We start from the raw sequence: 20,896 nt of genomic DNA, 5'->3' as shown, positions 1-20,896 counted from the left end.
CCTTTAACCAAACATCCTTAAAAACAACCTGTAAAACACCAGCTCTGGGTTAAGGTAGCGGTCTAAGGCTTGTAAGGTTTCTTGAATTAAGGAAAAAGCTGGATAGGGCTCTTTAGGATAAATCTCTTCTGGAAAAGCTTCTGGATAAGGATAGTCGATTAATCTTTTTAGATAAGACCTCCATATCCAAACTAAGACCAAATAGAATATCACTTCTAAATCTTGGTAGTTGAAGCTGGCAAACCTTTCTGCTACCCTAAACCTTAGGTATGGGCTGTTAGAAAACCCTGCCTTTACAAAACTGTTAAGCTCTTCCAAAAAACCTTTTTCTGCAATGGTTAACGCTCTTCCTAAGCTACCTTGAGAAATCTCTGCTAATGTCTGAGAAACTTGTTTTTCAAATCCATACCGTTCGGTTAAAACTCTATAAACTGTCGTTTTGGGTAAAGGATGAAACCTGACCACTTGCGACCTTGAAACCACCGTCGGTAAAAGCTGAGTAAAATTTTCTGTAATAAGAATAAAGATTCCATAAGAAGGAGGTTCTTCTAAGGATTTTAGAAGAGCATTGGCTGCCTCAAGGTTCATCCTTTCCGCATTCTGAATTAAAGTCACCTTATACTTTGCCTCTATAGGACGGTATCTCAAAAAATTGATGATCTCCCTTATCTGGTCTATTTTTATCTCTTTTTTTTCAGGACTAATTTTCAAAACATCAGGATGAGTTTCCTTGGATATCTTCTTACAGGCTACACAAACTCCACAGGGAGAAAGGGGGTCTTTTTGACAAAAAAGATGAAAAACAAAGGCATAAGCTGTAGTTTCTTTTCCTACTCCCTTAGGACCGGTAAAAAGATAGGCATGGGATAAACGGTCTGTAGATAGAGCCCTTTTCAGTAAGGTCACAGCAGGGTTTTGATTTAAAATTTGATCCAAAGTTATTACATTCATAAGGTTTCAACTTCTATTTTTGCACCTAATCCTTGTAATTTTTCTACAAAGTTTTCATACCCTCTCTCTATTAGCTCTACGTTATACACGGTGGTTGTGTTTTCAGCACAAAGGCCTGCTAAAACTAAAGCGGCCCCAGCTCTTAGGTCTGTTGCTTTTACCGGGGAGCCAAAAAGAGGGGTCACACCATTAACAATCGCAGTCCTGTCCTCTAACTTAATGTTTGCTCCCATCCTGTTTAACTCAAAAACGTATAAAAACCGGTTTTCAAAAAGGTTCTCTACCACCAAAGACATGCCTTGAGCTTGGGTTAACAACACCGTAAAAATAGGCTGCAAATCTGTAGGGAAGCCAGGATAAGGGGCGGTAACTATTTTGGTAGCCTTTAAACTTTTCTCCCTTTTAACCAAGCAAGACCTTTTACCTGTTTTTTCTACATAAACCCCTATTTCTCGAAGCTTAGAAACAGGAACCTCTAAGTAAGATAGGTTTACGTTTTTTATCTCTAACTCGTTTTCTTCTAAAAGCCCTCCTAAGACTAAAAACGTACCAGCCTCTATCCGGTCGGGGATAATTTCTATGTGTGCAGGTTTTAACTTTTTTTTACCTTTCACATATATGGTATCCTCTCCCTCCCCTTTTATATGGGCTCCCATACTTTTTAAAACCTCAGCTAAAAAAACAACCTCTGGCTCTTTAGCTGCATTTTTAATAACCGTCTCTCCTTCTGCTACAGAAGCTGCCATAAGTAAATTTTCTGTAGCAGTTACTGAGGGAAAATCAAGCACTATCTCGCATCCCTTTAGGTTTAAAGCCTTTACCCTCAGGTTTCCATGATACAAAGAGATCTCTGCCCCTAATTTTTCCATTCCTTTTAAATGCAGGTCTATCGGCCTTTTACCGATAGCACATCCTCCTGGAAGAGGGACCTCAGCCTCTCCTTTAGCCCCTAAAAGGGCTCCCAAAAACAACACCGAAGCCCTTATTTGAGTAGCCAGTTCATAAGGAACTGAAGTTTTGTTTATACCTGAGGTATTTATTATAAGTGCGTCCTTTTCAAAAGACCAGGTAGCCCCTAAAAACTCTAAAATCTTTAGCATGCAAAAAACATCCCTTACCTTAGGAACCCTCTTTAACCGATACTCTCCTGGTGCAAGCAAAGTAGCAGCAATCGCAGGCAAGGCAGCATTTTTAGCTCCGCTAACCTCTACCACCCCTTTTAAAGGGTATCCACCTTTTATCACATACCTTCTTTCGCTTACTCTTTCCATAACACCACTACCCTCTCATATCCTCTTAAGTCACGATAAAACTTAGCTTCCCAGTTATGTTTTTTAGCCAACTCTCTAACTTTTTCTCCCTGATTATAGCCTATTTCTAAAATTAAAAAACCTCCCCTTTTTAGGTAATAAGGAGCCTCTTGCATCAACCTTTCGTGAAACTCTGTTCCTTTTGGACCTGCAACCAAAGCCTCCTTAGGTTCAAAAACACGGACTTCCTCTTCCAGGTTTTCCCATTCTTCTAAACTGAGATAGGGCGGGTTAGAAAAAATCACATTAAAATAACCAGATTTTTTAAAAGGAGTTAAGCCATCTCCTCTTAACAAAAACAACCTTTCTTCTACCTGGTAGAACCGAGCGTTTTTATCAGTTAAGGCAAGAGCCTTGGGATTTATATCTACCCCTACACCTTTTAGTCCTGACTTTTCTAAAAGTAAGGTAATCACTATCACCCCTGACCCTACCCCTAACTCTAAAACCCATCCTTGTTCTATATTTAAATCAAGAAAAGCCTCAACTAAAGTTTCAGTATCTTGCCGTGGAATCAGCACCCCCTCTTCTACCTTAAATTTTCTACCCCAAAAATAGGCCTCTTTAAGGATATAAGCTAAAGGCTTTCGTTTTAACCTCTCTTCGAGAATCTCCCAGAATTTTTCCTCTGAAATCTCCTCATCAAAATAAAGATACACTGAAAGAGGTTTTACCTTTAAAATATGAGAAAGGATTAACAGAACTTCCCAAGTAGCATACTCAGGGTCTTCAATCTGAGAAAGAAGTGTTCTTCCTTGACTAAAGGCCTGAGAAACCTTCATTAATTCTTTTTAAAAACAAGCTTATTTAGGATAACCTCCTGGGTACCTTCTTTTTCTTTTAGTTTTCTTATGCTGGTTAACACCTCAAAATGTTCTTGAGCTTTATACAGAAAAGGTACTAACAGTCTTTTTCTATCGCCGCTATGAGCAAGAATTACCTCCCCTTGGTCTACCAGTAGATTTTTAAAAAGTTCTAAAAGAGGGTCAAAAAGGCTTTTTCGAAAAACTATCTCAGCTCCTAATATCACATCAAATTTTTCTTTAAGGTTTACTGTTCTCCAGTCTAACACCTGAGTTCTTATAGAAAGGCCATTTTCTTTAGCAGAAAGTTCTAAAAATTTTAAAGGGACTTCATCATAATCTGTGGCTAACACCTCATGCCCGAAACCTGCAGCTACCAGGCTAACCACCCCAAGCCCAGCCCCAAGCTCCAAAATTTTTTTAGAGGGACTTAACCCTGCCACATAATCTGCCAACACTAAGCTTGCTTCCCATACCTTAAACCAAAGAGGAAACTTCTCTACCTCTAAAAAGGGATCACCCTCAAAAATTTCTTCAAGTTTGGCTGGTCTTATTATTTTAAATGTCTTGTCTCTAACCGTGATTTTCTCAGTTTCTAAGGTAAGAGTATCAATTTGCATGGTTGATCTCCCTTATCCAAAATAATATTATTAGAGATAACGCTTTTTTCTAAAAAAAAGAAATAACAGAAACATGATAAAAAGAGTTATTAAATTCACAAACAGAAAGGCATAAGAGGTACCTTTAAAAGGTGGAAGCTCTTGGAAAGGAAGGGGTATATTCATTCCATACATGCTGTAGATGGTAGTAGGAATGGAAATGATGATAGCCATACTGGCTAAAAACTTCATGATAAGGTTAAGGTTGTTGTTTATGATAGAAGCATAGGCATCCATCGTATCAGAAACGATGTTTAAAAAGACTTTAGTCATCTCTATAGCTTGTCTGGTTTCTATTTGAAGGTCTTCTAAAACCTCCTGGTCTTCTTCAGTTAACCTTACATATCTTCCGCTCTGTATCTTAGTAAGCACTGTATCGTTGCCTTGCAGAGAGGTGTTAAAATAGGTTAAAGTTTTTTCTATGCTAAGCATCTTGATAATTTCTTCGTTTTCTATAGCCTTAAAAATTTCCTCCTCATATTCTTCAAGGGCCTTGTCTATGTTTCTCAAAAGTTTAATGTACAAAGAGGTAGCACTTAACATAAAATTAAGCAAAAAATTCACAGGATTTCTAAGGTCAAACGTCTTACTTTTATTGGCAAAGGTGATAAAGTCTTCAAAAATAGGATGGTCTTTAAGACAAACTGTGATGATATAATCGTCTGTCAAGATGATCCCTATAGGTATGGTTTCATACCTTACAAAAATTCCTTTGGAAATAATGTCTGGTACCCGTAAGATGATAAGAACCTGTTGTTCCTCTTTTTCAATCCTTGGCCTTTCCTCTTCATCAAGAGGATATCTAAGAAACTCCGGAAAAATATGACACTTTTTCTCTAAATAAGACATCTCCTCTTCTAAAGGATTAAAAAGACAGATCCAGGTATGAGGAATAATAGACTCAGCCGGTAATAATATGCCATTTTCTGATTTATAAACTCTGAACATATTTCTCCCTTAACACAACTACTACCGCATTCCACCGATAACTTCACCAAGCTTAAAGATAGGTAGATAAAGGGCTACCAAAATACCACCTACTATCACACCTAAAATCACGATCAAAATAGGTTCTATCAAGGTAGAAAGGGTGTTTACCATTCTATCTACTTCCTCTTCAAAAAATCCTGCCACTTTATTAAGCATTTCTTCAAGTTTTCCCGACATTTCGCCTACCCTTACCATTTCTACCATAAAAAAAGGAAAAACTCCGGTTGCCATCATCGGGTCTGCGATAGACTGACCTGCAGAAACGTTAATCCTTACCTCTTCCATAGCCTTTTCTATAATTTTATTACCTGAAGTTTCACCAGCTATCGTAAGAGCAGGAAGCAGCTGAACCCCACCCCCTACCAGGTTAGCTAAAGTTCTTGCAGTTCTCGCAACTGCCGCTTTCAAAAATAACTCTCCTAATAACGGTAGTTTTAATAAAAACTTATCGGTAACATATCTTCCTTGCTCGGATCTCCTATAAACTTTTATACCCAAGCTTAAACCTATTCCTAAAAGGATTAAAAAAATCAGTATTTTCCCGAAGTTTTTACTGATGTTAATAACTATCTGAGTAGGCCATGGTAAAGCTTGGCCTGCACTTTCATAAATCTCTGCAAACTTAGGAATAACAAAAAGCATGATAACAGAGATCACTATTATGGTCACTGCCACCACCACAGAAGGATAAATCATTGCATGTTTAACTTTACTTTTTATCCCCACTACCTTTTCTATATAATCAGCCAGACGATGTAAAATCATGTCTAAATTACCGCTTGATTCTCCAGACCTTATCATCTGAATGTAAAGATTGTTAAAAATCTTAGGATAGTGAGCCATTGCCTCACTTAAGGCAACTCCTGTTTCTACTTTATATTTAATATCTCTTATAACCTCTTTAAAATACCTATTTCTTTGCTGTTCAGCCAAAATTTCAAGACATTTTACTATTGGGAGTCCTGCCTCTAAGACAACTGCAAACTGTCTGGTAAACCCCGCTAATTCCTTATCAGAAACGGATTTAAGTTTAAAAAATCTAAGGGAAGTTTGTTTTTTTTCGGTGATTTTTATCGGAGTAAGGTTGAGACGTCTTAGGTAAACCTCTACCAGTTGAGGATTGGCAGCTTCTAAAACCCCCTTTCTTATTTCTCCGGTAACCGACCTTCCCTCCCATTCATATAAAGGCATCGTTTGCCTCTCTTAATGCATTAAAAACCTATTTACCTATCCAGTAATTTGGAGCTTCTCTTAATATCGTTACATCGTGTACATGGCTTTCTCTATAACCTGCAGGGGTTATCTTAACAAATTTAGCCTTTTTCCTGAGTTCTTCGATGGTTCTACATCCACAGTATCCCATACCTGAACGAATACCACCTACTAATTGATAAATCATGTTGGCAACAGGACCACGATAAGGCACCTTACCTTCTATTCCTTCAGGTACAAGCTTAGAAAGATCTTCCCCTTCTTGTCCATAACGTTCACTTCCACCTCTTTTAGCCATAGCAGAAAGAGAACCCATTCCCCTGTAGACCTTATAAGTTCTACCTTCATAAAGAATTGTTTCTCCTGGGGCTTCTTCTGTTCCGGCAAAAAGATTACCTATCATTACTGCATGAGCACCTGCAGCCAACGCTTTAACAATGTCTCCTGAAAATCTAATACCTCCATCAGCTATCACAGATATACCATATTTTTCTGCTACTACCGCACAGTTGTGAATTGCAGTAAGTTGAGGGATCCCTACTCCAGCTACAATCCTGGTAGTACAGATAGAACCAGGCCCTATCCCTACCTTTATCCCGTCTGCCCCAGCCTTTATCAAAGCCTCAGCCCCTTCAGCAGTAGCCACATTACCTGCTATCAACTGACAATCAGGGAAATGATACTTTATTTCCTTAATGGTCTCTATCACATTCTTAGAATATCCATGAGCTGAATCAATAAACAAAACGTCTGCTCCAGCCTTAAGTAATCTTTCTGCTTGCTCTAACCTATTAGCCCCAACCCCTATAGCTGCTCCAACCCTCAACCTTCCAAGTTCATCTTTACAGGCATTAGGATATTTCTTAAGTTTTTCTATATCTTTTATGGTAATCAATCCCTTAAGACAAAAATCATCATCTACGATAAGAAGCTTTTCAATCCTATGCTCGTGTAAGATCTTAATCGCCTCTTCTAAGCTGATGCCTGGTTTAGCAGTAACTAAATTTTCCTTTGTCATCAACTCTCTAACCGGGCGCTCAAAGTTGGTTTCAAACCTTAAATCTCTGTTGGTGATAATCCCCACCAGTTTTTTGCTTGGACCCTCAACCACAGGAATACCAGAAATCTTAAACTCTTCCATCAGTTTGAGAACTTCTTTTATCGGAGTATCCGGAGAAACAGTTACAGGATCATAAATCATCCCGCTCTCTGATTTTTTCACCTTTTCCACTTCTCTTACCTGTTCATCAAGGCTCATGTTACGATGAATAACCCCTAAGCCACCCTCTCGAGCCATACTTATTGCCATTCGACTTTCAGTAACCGTATCCATCGCCGCAGAAATAAGAGGGATATTTAGCTTTATTTTTGAAGTAATGTAGGTAGAAACGTCTACATCCTTAGGTAAAACTTCTGAATATTCAGGTACTAAAAGCAGGTCATCAAAGGTATAGGCTTCGTATAAGATATCTAACATACACCTGAACCCCTTTAGGAGATAAAAATTTTTACTAATTATACCTCTCTATTAAAGAAAGTAAAGCGCCCTCTAAAATTCCATATACACTTAAGATAAGAAAATCCTTTTTAAAATATTCTAACACAGACCAGCAAATAAGAGCCCCTGGAAGGGCGATGTCTTCCCTTCCTTTTTCCATCCCTTTTATCTTGGAAATCCTCTCAAGGTCAGAATTGGCTAATTTTTTGACTATCATTTCTATGCGATCCTTAGAAATTTTATGACCGTTTAACGGATAAGGAGAATAAGTCTTTAGCTTTAAATCCAGAGCCCCTAAAAGACTCGCAGTTCCTCCGGTAAAAATTACGTAATCTACCTCTTCCTTAGGTAAATCAACCAATTTATCCGAAAGATATTCCATGATAGACTTAAAAACCTTAGAATTTACCGGATACCTTAGTTGAAAAAGGTCCTTTAACCAAACCGCCCCTATGTCTAAACTTTTAATCCATTTAGGCGTTCCTTTTTCACTTAAAACAAACTCAGTAGAACCTCCCCCTATGTCTACCACCAAGAATTTCTTGTCAACCAACCCTTGAGATTGTAATCCATACAGCACCCCTTTTAAAGAAAGTAAAACCTCTTCCTCTGGAGAAATCACCTCTATGTCTATACCTATTTTCTTAGCTTCCGCTAAAAACTCCTGAGCATTCTTAGCTTTTCTAAAAATTGCCGTACCTACAGCCCTATAATCTTTTACCTCATAGGTTTCCATCAACTCTTTAAAATTTCTCAGGGTCTCAATCCCCTTTTTGAAAGCTTCTTCTGTAATTTCCTGGTTAACCAAACCTTCTCCAAGCCTTACGTTTTCTCGGTTTCTTATCAAAAAATATGTCTGATCTTGTATTTTCTTTCCTAAACAAATTCTAAAGGTTTGAGTTCCCAGGTCTAAAGCCGCAAAAAACGGAAGGTTTAACCTTTCTTTAAACTCTTTTCCCAGTTTAAAAATTACCCTCAGTTTATTTTTAACATAATAGCTTTGTTGGTTTTTAGGATTTTTAAAAATAAGTCCTTTATTTTTTTTTAGCTCAAAAACTCCAAAATCCCTAAACTCTATACGATTACCTTTTTTTATTTCTTCTTTTAGAGTTTCAAAAAAAAGCTCAACTATTATTTTTAAGTCTTCTTTCTCCAATTCTAAATCTGAAAACTTTAAGCTTAAACTTTCTATCAGATCACTTCGGTTCATGGTCTTCACCTTTAATAAGGGAAAAACCAGGGTTTAAGATAAAAAGACTCCGCTAATCCAGAGGCTTTCTCCTCTAACAACTTCCAAAAACTAACCTTTTTCTCAGGAAGATAAATCAGTTTGGCTTCTTTTATTCGGGCAAGCCTTTTTACTTCTTCTACAGCATCCCAAAAACTACCAAGTTTATCTATCAAACCTAACTTTAAGGCCTCTTCTCCGGTAAAAATTCTTCCGTCAGCTAACTCTCTAACCTTGTCCTCAGGAAGCTTTCGTTCTTTGGCTATAGCTTTTATAAACTGCTCGTGAATAATCTTTATTTTTTCCTGGAGATAAACCTTTTCCTTAGGGCTTAATGGCCTGTAAAAAGACCCGGTATCTTTATATTCTCCACTTTTTATCACCTCTGCCTCAACCCCAAGCTTTTTTAACAGTTTTTCCAGGTTAGGCACCTGAAGCACCACCCCAATACTTCCTGTAAGGGTCCCAGGAAGGGCAAAAGTTTGGTTGCCTCCAAGAGACACATAAAAACCACCAGAAGCTGCGATGTTGCCCATAGAAACTACCACAGGCTTTATGGTCCTAAGTTTTTTCAGCTCTTCAAAGATCTCTTGAGAAGCTCCTACAGAACCACCTGGGGAGTCTATACGAACCACCACCCCTCTTATACTTTCCTTCTCTTTTAAAAACTTTATAGCCCTAAGAAGTTCCTCTGGATCTGCAATGACCCCTTTTATTTCTAAAACCCCTATCTGGGGTTTCCCAAAATCTATATCCTTAAGCTTTATCAAAAAAGAAAGGATAAAACTCAACACAAACAAAAAAACTACCAACCCACCCACAAAAGCCAGTCCATAAACCAACCAAGGACGTCTCATAAAACTCCCCTTAAGCTCTCTTTAATTTTTGAGCCAATAAATCCCCTAACCTTACCCCTGTTCCTTCTTTTTGAAAGGCTTCTTTGTAGGTTTCTAACTCTTGCTTTTCAAGGTCTTCTAAATATTTCAAACAAGAAAGATGGAGTTTTCTGTTTTCAGGGTCTAACACCATTATTTTACCTTTTAACCGATCTCCTGTTTTATATTTTTCAGCTATCTTTTCTAGTTTAAAGGAACTCTTTCCTTTAAACTCTTCAGAAAGTTCTTTAAAAGGAATAAAACCTTCTATACCTTGAAAAACTTCAACAATAACCCCTGTTGAGGCCATCCGTTTTATCACCCCTTCTACCACATCTCCTATCTTATGAGAAGCCACAAAATTTTCCCAAGGGTCTGGGGTTAGGTGTTTAACACTTAAACTAAGCTTTCTTTTTTCAGGATTTATCTCAAGAACCTTGGCAATAACTTCTTGTCCAGGACTAAACTTCTCTTTTAAATTTTCTATCCTTTCCCAAGAAAGGTTGGACACATGAATAAAACCTTCAACCCCCTCTCTTACCTCAACTAGCAACCCATGATTCAATACCTGTTTTATTTTCCCTTTTACTACAGCACCTACCTCTACCTCTTCTACAAACTTTTCCCAGGGACTTGGTTCAAGACGCTTTAAACTAAGTACCATTTTCCTTTCAGAAGGTTTTATTTCGAGGATTACAGCCTCTACCAGATCTCCCAAATCTAAAATGTCCTTAGGTTTTAAGTTTTTATTCCATCCTATCTCACTTCTTGGTACCAACCCTTCTACTCCAGGTTCTATCTCTAAAAAAGCCCCAAAATCAAAAATTCCTACTACCTTCCCCTTAACCTGCTGACCTTCTTGATAACGATTGGCTACCCCTTCCCAAGGGTCAGGCTCTAAGGCTTTTAAACTAACCTTAAGTTGTTCCTTAGAAGGATCAAAGGAAAGTACCTTAACCTTTATTTTATCTCCTATCTTTAAGAAAGTCTCTGGGTCTGTTATCCTAAACCAAGAAAGTTCTTTGTCAGGAAGGAAACCCTTTAACACCCCATCAAAATCTATCAAGAAACCTCCTTTCACCCTTTTAAAAACCTCTCCTTCTAATATACCTTCTTTTATCTTATCTAAAACCTCTTTTTTCTTTAGTTCATATTCTCTTTCAAGCAAAGCCCTTCTTGAAACCACCAGGTTGTCTTTGTCAAATTTAACCACCAGAGCCTCAAACTCCTTTCCGATAAGAGCCTCAGGAGAATCAAGTTTTTCTCTAAAATGGGCCTGGGAAAAGGGAAGAAATCCTGGAACAAAGCCCTCAACCTTAACCGTGTATCCTCCTTTTATCAAAGAGACTATTTTTATCTGCACAGGAAGCCCTTTTTCAAAACTATTTTTTATCCTTTCTTTAACCTTCTTTTCTCTTATTTTTTGATAGGAAAGCAAGTATCCACCTAAGGGAGCTCTTCCTATCACCAAAAATTCTCCTTCCTCTCCATCACTAAACTGAAATCCCCCTTTTTCGTCTTTTATCTCATCCACAGGCAAAAGGGCCTCCCCTTTTAACCCCACATCCACAAACGCGTATTCTTTCCCTATCTTAACCACCTTTCCTTTAACTACCTCTCCAATAGCGATCTCTTGAAAAGACTTATTTAAATACTCTTCGAACTCCTTTGCCCAATCTGTCATACCAACCTCTCGCAAGTTACGACTATTTTTTTCTCAAGTATACATAGACTTGTAAAGTTTATCAAGCTTTATAAGACTATTTTATTTTTACCAGACCTTTTTGCCTGATACAACCTTTCGTCTACTTTTTTAAGGAGAGCTGAGAGTTCCATACCTTGCTGATATTCTACCACCCCACCACTTATGGTAACTTTTCCTACTTCCTCAAAAGGGTAGGTCGCTATACTCTGTCTGATTCTTTCAGCTATAACCAAAGCTTCTTCTTTAATAGTCCTAGGACAAAGGATTACAAACTCCTCTCCTCCCCATCGAGCTGGCAAATCGGTTTGCCTGATGTTTTCTTTTATCAAACGGGAAACCTCTTTTAACACATAATCTCCCCTATCATGCCCATAAGTATCGTTAATAACTTTAAAATTATCGAGGTCAAAAAGAATCAAAGAAAAAAGAGTCTTATAACGATTATAATGGTTGATCTCCTTCTTAAGTTCCTCTATAAACTTAAACCGGTTAAAAAGTTGGGTCAAAAAATCCCTTTCGGCAAACACCTTAAGTCGCTCGGTCAATTTTTCTAACTCAACTTTTCTCTTAAAAAGCTCGGTTGAAGCAAGTTTTTCTATCTCTTTAGCAATGACACCTATCTCATTTTTAGGATAGTTTCTAAACTCCTCGGGAATTTCAATCCCCTGAGAAATACTTAAAAGATTTTCTTTAAGAAGGTTAATCGGTGAGGTAATGTGCTTAGTCAGCCAATAACTTACAAACCACCCCAAACTAAAAGCAATAGAACCTATCATCATCACAGACATCCCTATGATAACCAAAACAGGCATCAAAAGTTCGGCTTTGTCTACCACCGTTATAAGCACCCAATTCAAAATTTCCAATCTTTTGTAATAGGCTATCTTGGTTAAACCATCTTGAACAAACTCTACCTTCCCTTCAGGATTAGACAGAAACTCTCTTAAAGGTAGATTTTCCATCTTTTTACCTAAAAGTTTCTCATCTGGATGGATAAGAACCGTTCCATCCTTTTTAATCACAAAGCTATAGGCTGTCTCATAAATCCCTATTTTTTCTCTAAAAACCTTTAATAAATTTTCTAAAGAGGTATCTATGGCTACAACCCCTACAATCTTGTGGTTTTCATCAACCAGAGCCTTACCTAAGGCTACCAACCATTCTTTAGTCCCAAACTCTTGATATACCACTCCCTCGCTAATCTTAGAAGAATACCTTACAGCCTCTTTATACCAAGGCCTCTCAGTTGACTTGTATCCCTCAGGTGTATCATAGTTATATATCAAAAGAGAATCATCTTCATACCCAGCATAGATATATTTAATGGTAGGGTCTATTTGATTAAAAGTATAAAAATGTTTTAATACCTCAATTTTATCTTTTTCAGAAAGTTTATAAGCCTTAATCACCTTAGGATCTTTACTCAGGTATTCTATCATCACGATAAACTTAGAAAAAAAACCCTCTATGTAATTGGCTAACACATGTGTTCTTTGCTGAAGAAAAATATCTCCCTTAGAAAATTCGTACTTATAAAATACAGGACTGCTAAGGAGAACAAAAGTTAACATAATAAAAAAACTCAATCCCAAACTAAAATAAAAAATTTGCCTCTGTAAGCCTTTCATAAAATCCTCTATTTATAATATCGGATTTTTGTGAAGTAATATTAAACAAGAACTGATTAGCTTTTGAAATAACACTTAATTCAAACAAAAATCCTCAACTAATTACAACCTTTTTCGATAAGACAGGCCTCTCCTTTACCCTCTTTATCTCCCACTTTGGGAGGTAAGAAAGGTAAAGAAGAAGGCTTTTGAAGAGATGTGGCGTTTTCTGTAGAGGATTTTTCTGTAGAAACCTTTTCTGTAGAGACTACTTTTTCCTTTGTAACAGGCTCTTTTTTATCTTGAGGTTTTTCTGTAGAGGCATTAACGGTGAAATCTTTTTCCTTCAAGTTTTTAGAAAATTCTCTCCCCTGAGAGAGCTCCAACATCGGATAATTTTCTTTTAGCCAGTTGAGGATGGTATTTTTACCTACCAAAACCAAAAGGGAGTTATCTTCTCTATAAAGAAGGGTAGGGACTTCTCGAATTCCTGCTATCCTCATCAAGGCATAAACCTTAGATACCTCATAAAACCTTACAGGTATTTTGTTATTAATAACATACTCTTCAACCACCTTACAGTTAGGACAATTTTGTTGATAGACCACCACAGGATAATCTAAGAAGATGGGCTTAAGGCTTATATTAACCAAAAAAACTGCTGTAAAAAGAGCTAAAAACCCTGAAAAACATAAGAACCCCCAGCTAAATGCTTTCTGAGAAAATACGTCTAACACAAAGGCTAAAAAAATGGTCAAGGCTACCACCAAACAAAACTGACAATATTCCTGAAGAAAAAAAGCCTGAAAACCGATGAAATACCCTTCCACAACCAAACAAAGACCTAAGATAAAGAGTCTTAACCTTTTTAGGGCATAAGATTTTATCTTTAAATCAAGAAGGGTTAACCCTAACACCACAGCAAACACCAAAACCCCTAAGTAGTTGAGAATCCCTAATCTATCGAAAAGATGTATCATTAAACAGGCGTCCGTTTTACATAAAGAACTGTTTTTAAATTGCAGATAAACTTCATATAAATTAAGAACAAAACCAAAAAAAACTACAACTAGCAAAAGATATTGGTTAAAAAAAGTAGACTGAGAGTAACCTTTTCTTTCTTCTATGATCAGCCTCATTCTTTAGCCTTCCCCTCCCCTGATTTTAAGTAGGTTGAAGGCATGTTCAAAGACCTTTATAGCACAGTAGGGGCCACACATCGTACAAGCTTGACTTTTAGAAACCCCTCCTTCGAGCCTATACCGCCTTGCCTTTTCCTGGTCTATAGAAAGGGAAATCTGTTTTTCCCAGTCAAGCTCAGCCCTGGCCTTAGCCATAGCCAAATCCCATTCCCATGCACCTTTTATTCCCTTAGCCAGGTCTGCTACATGAGCAGCGATTTTTGAGGCTATCAAACCTTCTTTTACATCCTCTAACGTAGGAAGCCTTAGATGTTCTGCAGGGGTAAGATAACAAAGAAAGTCAGCCCCATAATAAGCAGCCAGTGCCCCTCCTATAGCTCCTACCAAATGGTCATAACCTGGGGCTATGTCTGTGGGAAGAGGGCCAAGCACATAGAAAGGAGCACCATGACAAAGCCTTTTTTGTAGTTTTATGTTGGTCTCTATCTGGTCTAAAGGTACATGTCCAGGACCTTCTATCATTACCTGAACACCCTTTTCCCAGGCCCTTAGAGTTAACTCTCCCAAAATCATCAACTCATGGATTTGAGCTCCATCTGTAGCGTCTGCAATACAACCAGGTCTTAACCCGTCTCCTAAAGACAGGGTAATGTCATATTCAAAGGCTATTTCAAGAAGTTTATCAAAATGCTCATAAAAGGGATTCTCCTTTTGGTTGTAAACCATCCATTCTACTAAAAAAGAGCCTCCTCTGGATACCACTCCAAGCACCCTAGGCTTAATTTTTAACCTCTCTATACCCGCCTTGGTAAGACCACAATGAATGGTCATAAAATCTACACCATCTTCTGCCTGTTTTTCTATCACCTTAAACATCTCATCAACCGTCATCTCAACAATCGACTTATGATGCTTTTCTACCGCTTCTATCGCCGCCTGATAGATAGGAACTGTACCTAAAGGAATAGGAGAGTGAGCTCTGATAACCTTTCTTATCTCGTCTAAATCTCCTCCTGTAGAAAGGTCCATCACAGTATCCGCACCATACTTTAAAGCTATCTCAAGTTTTTTTAACTCTTCTTCTACATAAGGCCTATCCTTAGAAGTACCGATGTTTACGTTTACCTTAGTTCTAAGTCCTTTACCTATAGCACAGGGTCTTTCTATCTTAGACTTTTTATTTTTACACACAACTATCTCACCCCTAAGAATACCTTCTTTGAGAAATTCTTCACTAACCCCTTCCACCTGTGCACAAATTTTAACTTCTTTCGGAATTATACCTTTACTAATCAAGGTTTTAATCGTCATAACTTTAAAAGGCCTCCTTGTTTTTTACAGAAATTTTAACATAAAATCTTTTTTGATGACAAAATAAAAGAAAATTTTCACAAATCCAGAAACTATTCATAGACTTCTAACACGATCTTATCTTTTCCATGAGTCTCAAGAAGGTATACAGACACATATTCGTTATACTGGATGTTTTTTATGGTAAGGGCTTTGTAAGTTGGCTCTATAGGGAATTCTCTACCTCCGCGGTCTACCAAAACAGCAAGTTCTATTTTCTTTGGTCTACCTATGTCTATCAACGCATCCATCGCCGCTCTGATGGTTCTTCCGGTATAGATCACATCATCTACCAGGATAACGATCTTATCTTCAATTGAAAAAGGGATCTCTGTCTTTTTTACCTTAGGATAGTTGGTAATCCTGGTCCAATCGTCTCGGTAAAGGGTTATATCTAAATAACCTACAGGAAGTTCTATGTTGGTCTTTTCTAAGATAATATTTTTCAACCTGTTTGCTAAAGGGGCTCCCCCTGTCTGAATACCGATAAGAACTACTTTTTCTAAATAAGGTTGCTTTTTTATGATTTGGTCAGCAAGCTTTTCGACAAGTTTTTGAATTTTCTTAGGCCCTGCTATTACTTTTTTAATTTTTTGAGATAAAATGGCAGTATTCATAAGATTTAAAATAACTCTTATTATCTATTTTGCAAGAGGTAAGAGATGGTAAGCGAAATAACCTATAGGGTAATCTATGGGGACACAGACAGTGGAAAGGTTATGTATTATGGCAACTATCTAAGGGTGATGGAAATAGCAAGAACAGAGTTTATCAGAAATAACGCAGGTATTAGTTATAAAGAGATAGAAGAAAAATACAAACTTTTACTTCCTGTAGTAGAAGTATATGTTAGGTATAAACATCCTGCTTTTTATGACGACCTTTTGGTGGTGGCAACCAAGATCAAAGAGCTAAAACCACACAAAATTATCTTTGAATACACCTTTAAAAGGCAAAACCTATTAGTAGCTGAAGGTTATACAGTTCATGTTCCCATCAACCATCAGGGTAAGCTTATAAAATTTCCAGAAGAGCTTTTCAACCTGCTTAAAAATTTAGTATAAAAAACTGTAAAGAGGGGGCAAGGTTTCAGATGAAGATGAACATAGGTATAGTGGGATTGCCTAACGTAGGGAAGTCTACCATTTTTAATGCCTTGGCTCAAACAGCAAAAGCTGAGGTTGCTAACTATCCTTTTTGCACCATAGACCCTAACGTGGGGATAGTTAATGTGCCTGACCCAAGGCTATATGAGATAGCTCGGTTAGAAAAAAGCAAAAAAATCACCCCTGCTACCATAGAGTTTGTAGATATAGCAGGGCTGGTAAAAGGAGCCTCAAAAGGGGAAGGACTTGGCAACCAGTTTTTATCTCATATAAGGCAAGTTTCGGCTATAGCTCATGTGGTCAGATGTTTCGAAGACCCTGACATCGTACATGTAGAAGGTTCTATAGACCCTGTAAGAGACGCAGAAATCATAGAGTTAGAGCTTATCCTTGCAGACTTACAAACCATAGAAAGACGGTTAGAAAAAACTGCGAAGCTTGCTAAAAATGATCCAAAAGCTAAGGCTGAGCTTGAAACCTTAGAAAAGGCTAAAACTCTGTTAGAAAACTTTAAAACTCTAAGGCCTAACCTAAACCTTTTTTCTCCGGAAGAAAAAACCTTTTTAGAAAAGGTACTCTGTCTTTTAACGGTTAAACCTTTGATGTACATCGCTAATATCTCAGAAGATTTTCTCCCAGAAGGCAAAGGAAACCCTTATGTAGCGCAACTAAGAGAAAAAGCCCAAAAAGAAGGAACTCCCCTAATGGTCATCTGTGGGAAGATAGAACAAGAGCTCGTCGAACTTACCGAAGAAGAAAAAAAAGAATTTTTAGAGGCCTTAGGTCTAAACGAACCAGGGCTTCACAAACTAATAAGAGCAGGTTATAAACTTTTAAACCTTATCACCTTTTTTACCGCAGGACCTAAGGAAGCCAGAGCCTGGACCATAGCCAAGGGGACTAAAGCTAAAGAAGCTGCCGGAGAAATTCACTCTGACATAGAAAGAGGTTTTATCGCGGCTGAAGTCATTAACTATACAAAATATATAGAAATAGGGTCTTTCCAGAAAGCCAAAGAGTTAGGAGCTGTTAAACTCGAAGGAAAAGATTATGTCATAGAAGACGGAGACATCATATATTTTCGTTTTAATGTTTAATTTTATATTATTTTATTTTTAACTTGATTTTTTATTGTCTTGTGATTATTTTGTAAAAAAAAAATGTGATTATCATGTGATGTTAACAGAACTTTTTGAAAGGTTTACTCCTGATGAATGGATAGTTTCTAATCAAAAAGGAGGGTATGCGTTAGGTTCTGCCTTTTTAGCTAATCTGAGAAAGTATCATGGACTTCTGATCGCAGGTTATGAAAAAGGGAAAAGAATTCATCTGGTTAGTTCAGCTGAAGAACAGGTCTTTTTCCCTTCTGGATTAAGTTATTTTCTTGATACCAACTTTTATCGAGACACCCTTTTTCCAGAGGGATTCAAGCTAATAAAAGCTTTTTTCTTTAGACCTTTTCCTCAATTTTATTTTTTCTGTCCAGAAAGTAGGGATTTTTTCTTGAAAAAAGAAATCAAAATGCATCCTCTTAAAAACCTGGTAGTTATCTCTTATGAAAACATAAGCTCCTATCCTTTTCGAATAATAATAAGACCTAAGTTTAGTTTTAGAGACCATCACAGGGTTACCAACAAAACTGAATGGGAAAAGGAATTTGTAGAGGTCGAGGTAGAAGATAAAACAGGGATGGTAGTAAAAGGATCCTTCTCTATTTTTGTCTATCTTTCTAACGGTAGCTTAACCAGAGAAGAGCTATTTTATCATCAGGTGTTTTATCCTATAGAAGAAATAAGAGGATATGAGGCTACTGAAGACCTTTATGCCCCCTTTAAAATAGAAGTAGAACTAAAAACCAAGGACTGTTTTAAAATCCTTTTTTCTGATGAGCCTATAAAAGACTTAGAGAAGGTTTTGACAGAGGTTGAAAGAAGATACGAAGGACTACCTGTCCTCATCCCTAACAAAAAAGAGTCTTTTTCGCGAAACGAATACCTAAGGATTTTAAAAAAAATGGTGGAAGATTTTCTGCTTGAAGATGACATAATAGCAGGATTCCCCTGGTTTTATTGCTGGGGAAGGGACACCTTCATAGGTCTTCCTGCGGTTTTTTATTTAGACGGAGGTAAAGAGAAGGCTTTAAAGATTTTTAAAAACTATGCCAAAAGAATGGTTAACGGGCTTATACCAAACGTGATAGGAGACGAACAGGAAACCAACTATAATTCTGTGGATGCCTCTCTGTGGTTTGGTCTGAGGATTTTTCAGTTTTTGGAAACCTTTCCTGAAGTTCTGAACTCCTTGGAAGGAGAAATATTACTCTTAGCTGTAAAGGAAGTGATTAAAAACTTCTGCACCAACCCAGATCTCCCATTTTTACTGGACCATAAGGATGGATTTATCGAAATTTTTCCTCAAACCAACAAAGCCTTAACCTGGATGGATGTGGTCTTAGATGGAGTACCTGTAACCCCTCGGTATGGGAAACCCATAGAAATACAGGGTTTGTGGTATAACCTTTTAAAGTTTGCAGAAAAACATTTAGAAAAGTCTTTTTTAGAAAATTTTAGGGTCTCAGAACTGATCAGTTTACAGGAAAAAAACTTTATCAGATTTTTTGATGGTAACGCCTGGGCAGACAGGTTGTTTAACGATGAACCTGTTTTTGAAATCAGGCCTAACTATATTATCGCCCTTTCTTTGCCTTTTGACATCACAGACAAGCCATCTCTTCTTAAAGGAGTTGAACTGGCTAAACAAGAATTAGTTACTCCTTTTGGGTTAAGGAGTCTCTCACCCAAAGATCCCTCGTTTAGGAGAAAATACTTTGGAACTCAAAGGATGAGAGACCTTGCCTACCATAATGGGACAGTCTGGGTGTGGCTCATCTATCCTTATGCTGAAGTATTAAAAAAGGCTTATAAAGAAGACAAAGAAGGGCTTAAAAGGGAGCTTGAAGGATTGGTGAGAGTTTTTAGAGAAGGAATATGTAGAGGTAAAATGGGAAGTATTCCTGAGTTGTATGACGGCGAAAATCCTAAACATCCTAAAGGTGCCCATGCTCAATTTTGGTCTGTAGCAGCTGTTTTTTTGGTAGAACAGATGATAGAGGGGCTTAAAGTTTAGCTTTAAAAAACTTTAAGAAGGAGCCTGAACAATGAAAGTTTTGATGTTAACCTGGGAATATCCTCCGTTTATAGTAGGTGGGCTTGGAATGGCCTGTTACGGGCTTTTTAAAGCTTTAGCTGAAAAGGGAGTAAAAATCTATATGATTCTCCCTACCAAAGAAAAAGTGTTTTTTGAAATCTCTTCTGGGTGGGAGGCAGACTTTCCAGTAGCTAAGAGCCCTCACCAAAGGCAACTAAAGCCTTTACCTTTAAAGTTTTATCAAATAGGTTATTTAGCCCCCGAAGGGGCTTACTTAGACACCTTAAGACTGTTTTCTTATCAACCTGAAAACACCATAAACTTTTTGGAAGAAAAAAAGCCGTTAACTCCGATTTCTGAGAAAGTTTTAAAAAGGATAGAAAATCTACTTAATAAGGAGAATCACACCTTATCCCGGGTTCAAAGATACCTGCAAAATGTTTTAGAGGTTGCCAAACATTTAGAGGTTGACTTGATCCATGCTCATGATTGGATGACCTACCCTGCAGGACTCTTTCTTAAACACCTTCTCCAAAAACCTCTGGTTGCTCATGTGCATGCTACAGAGTTTGACAGAGCGATCGGATACGGACATCCTGTAGTCCATGAGATAGAATACCTGGGATTAAATTTAGCAGACCGAGTAATCGCTGTTTCTAACTACACCGCTCAGGTGATAAAAGAACATTGCAAAGTACCTGAAGAAAAGATCCGGGTGTTATACAATGCTTTTACCGTTTATACCAAAGAACCCAAAAAGACAAAAAAATTTAAATGTCCTGTGATTTTATTTTTAGGAAGATTAACCCCTCAGAAGGGTCCCAAGATTTTTTTAGAAATAGCAAAAAAAATCCTTAGGCAATATCCTAAGAAAGTAAGGTTTTTGATCGCTGGTGCAGGAGAAATGGAAAGAGAACTTATGTTTGAAGCCGCAAGCGAAGGTTTTGGCACCCAGGTTTTGTTTACCGGTTTTCTTACCAGACAAGAAGTAGAAGAAGCCTTAAGTTTAGCAGACATAGTGGTTATGCCCTCGGTTTCTGAGCCCTTTGGGATCGTAGCCTTAGAAGCCATGTATTTTGGCTGTGCCCTTATCATTTCCAAACAATCAGGGGCTTCAGAAATCTTAGAAAACGCTTATAAAGTTGATTTTTGGGATGTTGACAAAATCGTAAACATCATCGTAGACCTCTTAAAACATCCAGAAAAACTAAAAAACCTTCAACAAAAAGTTAAAGAAGAAGTTAAAAAGATTTCCTGGGATATAAGAGCCGAAGAACTGATAAAAATCTATAACGAACTTTTGATAAACTAAG

The 20,896-nt window shown here is 37.5% G+C and carries 18 protein-coding genes; 4 read left to right on the top strand and 14 right to left on the bottom strand.

Annotated elements, in window-relative coordinates:
* Nucleotides 1–3: 3 nt before the first annotated feature.
* From holB to pyrR, 14 genes are all read right to left on the bottom strand, one after another.
* Nucleotides 4–951, bottom strand: coding sequence for a DNA polymerase III subunit delta' (gene holB / locus PWP26_RS03555; RefSeq protein ID WP_301398958.1), 948 nt, complete (start codon nucleotides 949–951; stop codon nucleotides 4–6).
* On the bottom strand, nucleotides 948–2,222 hold the full coding sequence (murA, locus tag PWP26_RS03550; RefSeq protein ID WP_038062681.1) for a UDP-N-acetylglucosamine 1-carboxyvinyltransferase: 1,275 nt from the start codon (nucleotides 2,220–2,222) through the stop codon (nucleotides 948–950). Before murA ends, holB begins: the two co-directional genes overlap by 4 nt.
* Nucleotides 2,210–3,043 carry a peptide chain release factor N(5)-glutamine methyltransferase gene (gene prmC, locus PWP26_RS03545; protein ID WP_051754550.1) on the bottom strand — a complete coding sequence of 278 codons (834 nt, stop codon included), beginning with the start codon at nucleotides 3,041–3,043 and terminating at the stop codon, nucleotides 2,210–2,212. Before prmC ends, murA begins: the two co-directional genes overlap by 13 nt.
* Complete coding sequence (locus PWP26_RS03540; protein WP_051754551.1) at nucleotides 3,043–3,684, bottom strand: methyltransferase; 642 nt, start codon at nucleotides 3,682–3,684, stop codon at nucleotides 3,043–3,045. Before PWP26_RS03540 ends, prmC begins: the two co-directional genes overlap by 1 nt.
* A 30-nt stretch (nucleotides 3,685–3,714) precedes the next feature.
* Entirely contained in the window at nucleotides 3,715–4,671 is a 957-nt protein-coding gene (locus PWP26_RS03535) for a magnesium transporter CorA family protein (RefSeq protein ID WP_287568196.1), read from the bottom strand.
* A 21-nt stretch (nucleotides 4,672–4,692) separates the two neighbouring features.
* Nucleotides 4,693–5,904, bottom strand: a complete 1,212-nt coding sequence (locus PWP26_RS03530; RefSeq protein ID WP_287568194.1) for a type II secretion system F family protein — start codon at nucleotides 5,902–5,904, stop codon at nucleotides 4,693–4,695.
* 28 nt (nucleotides 5,905–5,932) lie between these two features.
* Nucleotides 5,933–7,402, bottom strand: a complete 1,470-nt coding sequence (gene guaB / locus PWP26_RS03525) for an IMP dehydrogenase (RefSeq protein WP_273010533.1) — start codon at nucleotides 7,400–7,402, stop codon at nucleotides 5,933–5,935.
* Nucleotides 7,403–7,436: 34 nt separating this feature from the next.
* A complete protein-coding gene (locus PWP26_RS03520) occupies nucleotides 7,437–8,633 on the bottom strand; it encodes an HU family DNA-binding protein (protein ID WP_273019619.1) in 1,197 nt (398 codons plus the stop codon).
* An 11-nt stretch (nucleotides 8,634–8,644) separates the two neighbouring features.
* Nucleotides 8,645–9,508 carry a signal peptide peptidase SppA gene (gene sppA / locus PWP26_RS03515; protein WP_287568192.1) on the bottom strand — a complete coding sequence of 288 codons (864 nt, stop codon included), beginning with the start codon at nucleotides 9,506–9,508 and terminating at the stop codon, nucleotides 8,645–8,647.
* 10 nt (nucleotides 9,509–9,518) lie between these two features.
* Entirely contained in the window at nucleotides 9,519–11,210 is a 1,692-nt protein-coding gene (locus tag PWP26_RS03510; RefSeq protein ID WP_301398957.1) for a S1 RNA-binding domain-containing protein, read from the bottom strand.
* Between the two features lie 68 nt (nucleotides 11,211–11,278).
* Nucleotides 11,279–12,802, bottom strand: a complete 1,524-nt coding sequence (locus tag PWP26_RS03505) for a sensor domain-containing diguanylate cyclase (protein ID WP_273018852.1) — start codon at nucleotides 12,800–12,802, stop codon at nucleotides 11,279–11,281.
* Between the two features lie 155 nt (nucleotides 12,803–12,957).
* Nucleotides 12,958–13,977 carry a hypothetical protein gene (locus PWP26_RS03500; protein ID WP_301398956.1) on the bottom strand — a complete coding sequence of 340 codons (1,020 nt, stop codon included), beginning with the start codon at nucleotides 13,975–13,977 and terminating at the stop codon, nucleotides 12,958–12,960.
* 3 nt (nucleotides 13,978–13,980) lie between these two features.
* On the bottom strand, nucleotides 13,981–15,291 hold the full coding sequence (thiC, locus tag PWP26_RS03495) for a phosphomethylpyrimidine synthase ThiC (RefSeq protein WP_273010529.1): 1,311 nt from the start codon (nucleotides 15,289–15,291) through the stop codon (nucleotides 13,981–13,983).
* 92 nt (nucleotides 15,292–15,383) lie between these two features.
* Nucleotides 15,384–15,947, bottom strand: a complete 564-nt coding sequence (pyrR, locus tag PWP26_RS03490) for a bifunctional pyr operon transcriptional regulator/uracil phosphoribosyltransferase PyrR (protein ID WP_038061471.1) — start codon at nucleotides 15,945–15,947, stop codon at nucleotides 15,384–15,386.
* 45 nt (nucleotides 15,948–15,992) lie between these two features.
* Between pyrR and PWP26_RS03485 the strand changes: the two genes are divergently transcribed.
* The 4 genes from PWP26_RS03485 (at nucleotide 15,993) to PWP26_RS03470 (ending at nucleotide 20,895) form a co-directional block, all read left to right on the top strand.
* Nucleotides 15,993–16,394, top strand: coding sequence for a thioesterase family protein (locus PWP26_RS03485; RefSeq protein ID WP_028841522.1), 402 nt, complete (start codon nucleotides 15,993–15,995; stop codon nucleotides 16,392–16,394).
* 35 nt (nucleotides 16,395–16,429) lie between these two features.
* Nucleotides 16,430–17,533, top strand: coding sequence for a redox-regulated ATPase YchF (ychF, locus tag PWP26_RS03480; protein ID WP_038061474.1), 1,104 nt, complete (start codon nucleotides 16,430–16,432; stop codon nucleotides 17,531–17,533).
* 79 nt (nucleotides 17,534–17,612) lie between these two features.
* Nucleotides 17,613–19,562, top strand: a complete 1,950-nt coding sequence (locus PWP26_RS03475) for an amylo-alpha-1,6-glucosidase (RefSeq protein WP_038061477.1) — start codon at nucleotides 17,613–17,615, stop codon at nucleotides 19,560–19,562.
* Nucleotides 19,563–19,593: 31 nt separating this feature from the next.
* Entirely contained in the window at nucleotides 19,594–20,895 is a 1,302-nt protein-coding gene (locus tag PWP26_RS03470; protein ID WP_287568179.1) for a glycosyltransferase family 4 protein, read from the top strand.
* Nucleotide 20,896: the final 1 nt, after the last annotated feature.

Origin of the sequence: Thermodesulfobacterium sp. (genome assembly GCF_030445475.1) — a bacterium.
Classification (GTDB): Bacteria; Desulfobacterota; Thermodesulfobacteria; order Thermodesulfobacteriales; family Thermodesulfobacteriaceae; genus Thermodesulfobacterium; species Thermodesulfobacterium commune.
The sequence above is the reverse complement of the archived record's forward strand: the minus strand, read 5'-3'. Positions and strand labels throughout refer to the sequence as shown.

Coding starts and splice junctions, on each gene's coding strand:
- PWP26_RS03475 (WP_038061477.1), top strand. CDS start 17,613: ATGTTAACAGAACTTTTTGAAAGGTTTACTCCTGATGAATGGATAGTT.
- PWP26_RS03540 (WP_051754551.1), bottom strand. CDS start 3,684: ATGCAAATTGATACTCTTACCTTAGAAACTGAGAAAATCACGGTTAGA.
- sppA (WP_287568192.1), bottom strand. CDS start 9,508: ATGAGACGTCCTTGGTTGGTTTATGGACTGGCTTTTGTGGGTGGGTTG.
- PWP26_RS03530 (WP_287568194.1), bottom strand. CDS start 5,904: ATGCCTTTATATGAATGGGAGGGAAGGTCGGTTACCGGAGAAATAAGA.
- PWP26_RS03510 (WP_301398957.1), bottom strand. CDS start 11,210: ATGACAGATTGGGCAAAGGAGTTCGAAGAGTATTTAAATAAGTCTTTT.
- holB (WP_301398958.1), bottom strand. CDS start 951: ATGAATGTAATAACTTTGGATCAAATTTTAAATCAAAACCCTGCTGTG.
- thiC (WP_273010529.1), bottom strand. CDS start 15,291: ATGACGATTAAAACCTTGATTAGTAAAGGTATAATTCCGAAAGAAGTT.
- PWP26_RS03500 (WP_301398956.1), bottom strand. CDS start 13,977: ATGAGGCTGATCATAGAAGAAAGAAAAGGTTACTCTCAGTCTACTTTT.
- PWP26_RS03485 (WP_028841522.1), top strand. CDS start 15,993: ATGGTAAGCGAAATAACCTATAGGGTAATCTATGGGGACACAGACAGT.
- pyrR (WP_038061471.1), bottom strand. CDS start 15,947: ATGAATACTGCCATTTTATCTCAAAAAATTAAAAAAGTAATAGCAGGG.
- murA (WP_038062681.1), bottom strand. CDS start 2,222: ATGGAAAGAGTAAGCGAAAGAAGGTATGTGATAAAAGGTGGATACCCT.
- PWP26_RS03505 (WP_273018852.1), bottom strand. CDS start 12,802: ATGTTAACTTTTGTTCTCCTTAGCAGTCCTGTATTTTATAAGTACGAA.
- PWP26_RS03520 (WP_273019619.1), bottom strand. CDS start 8,633: ATGAACCGAAGTGATCTGATAGAAAGTTTAAGCTTAAAGTTTTCAGAT.
- PWP26_RS03535 (WP_287568196.1), bottom strand. CDS start 4,671: ATGTTCAGAGTTTATAAATCAGAAAATGGCATATTATTACCGGCTGAG.
- prmC (WP_051754550.1), bottom strand. CDS start 3,043: ATGAAGGTTTCTCAGGCCTTTAGTCAAGGAAGAACACTTCTTTCTCAG.
- PWP26_RS03470 (WP_287568179.1), top strand. CDS start 19,594: ATGAAAGTTTTGATGTTAACCTGGGAATATCCTCCGTTTATAGTAGGT.
- ychF (WP_038061474.1), top strand. CDS start 16,430: ATGAACATAGGTATAGTGGGATTGCCTAACGTAGGGAAGTCTACCATT.
- guaB (WP_273010533.1), bottom strand. CDS start 7,402: ATGTTAGATATCTTATACGAAGCCTATACCTTTGATGACCTGCTTTTA.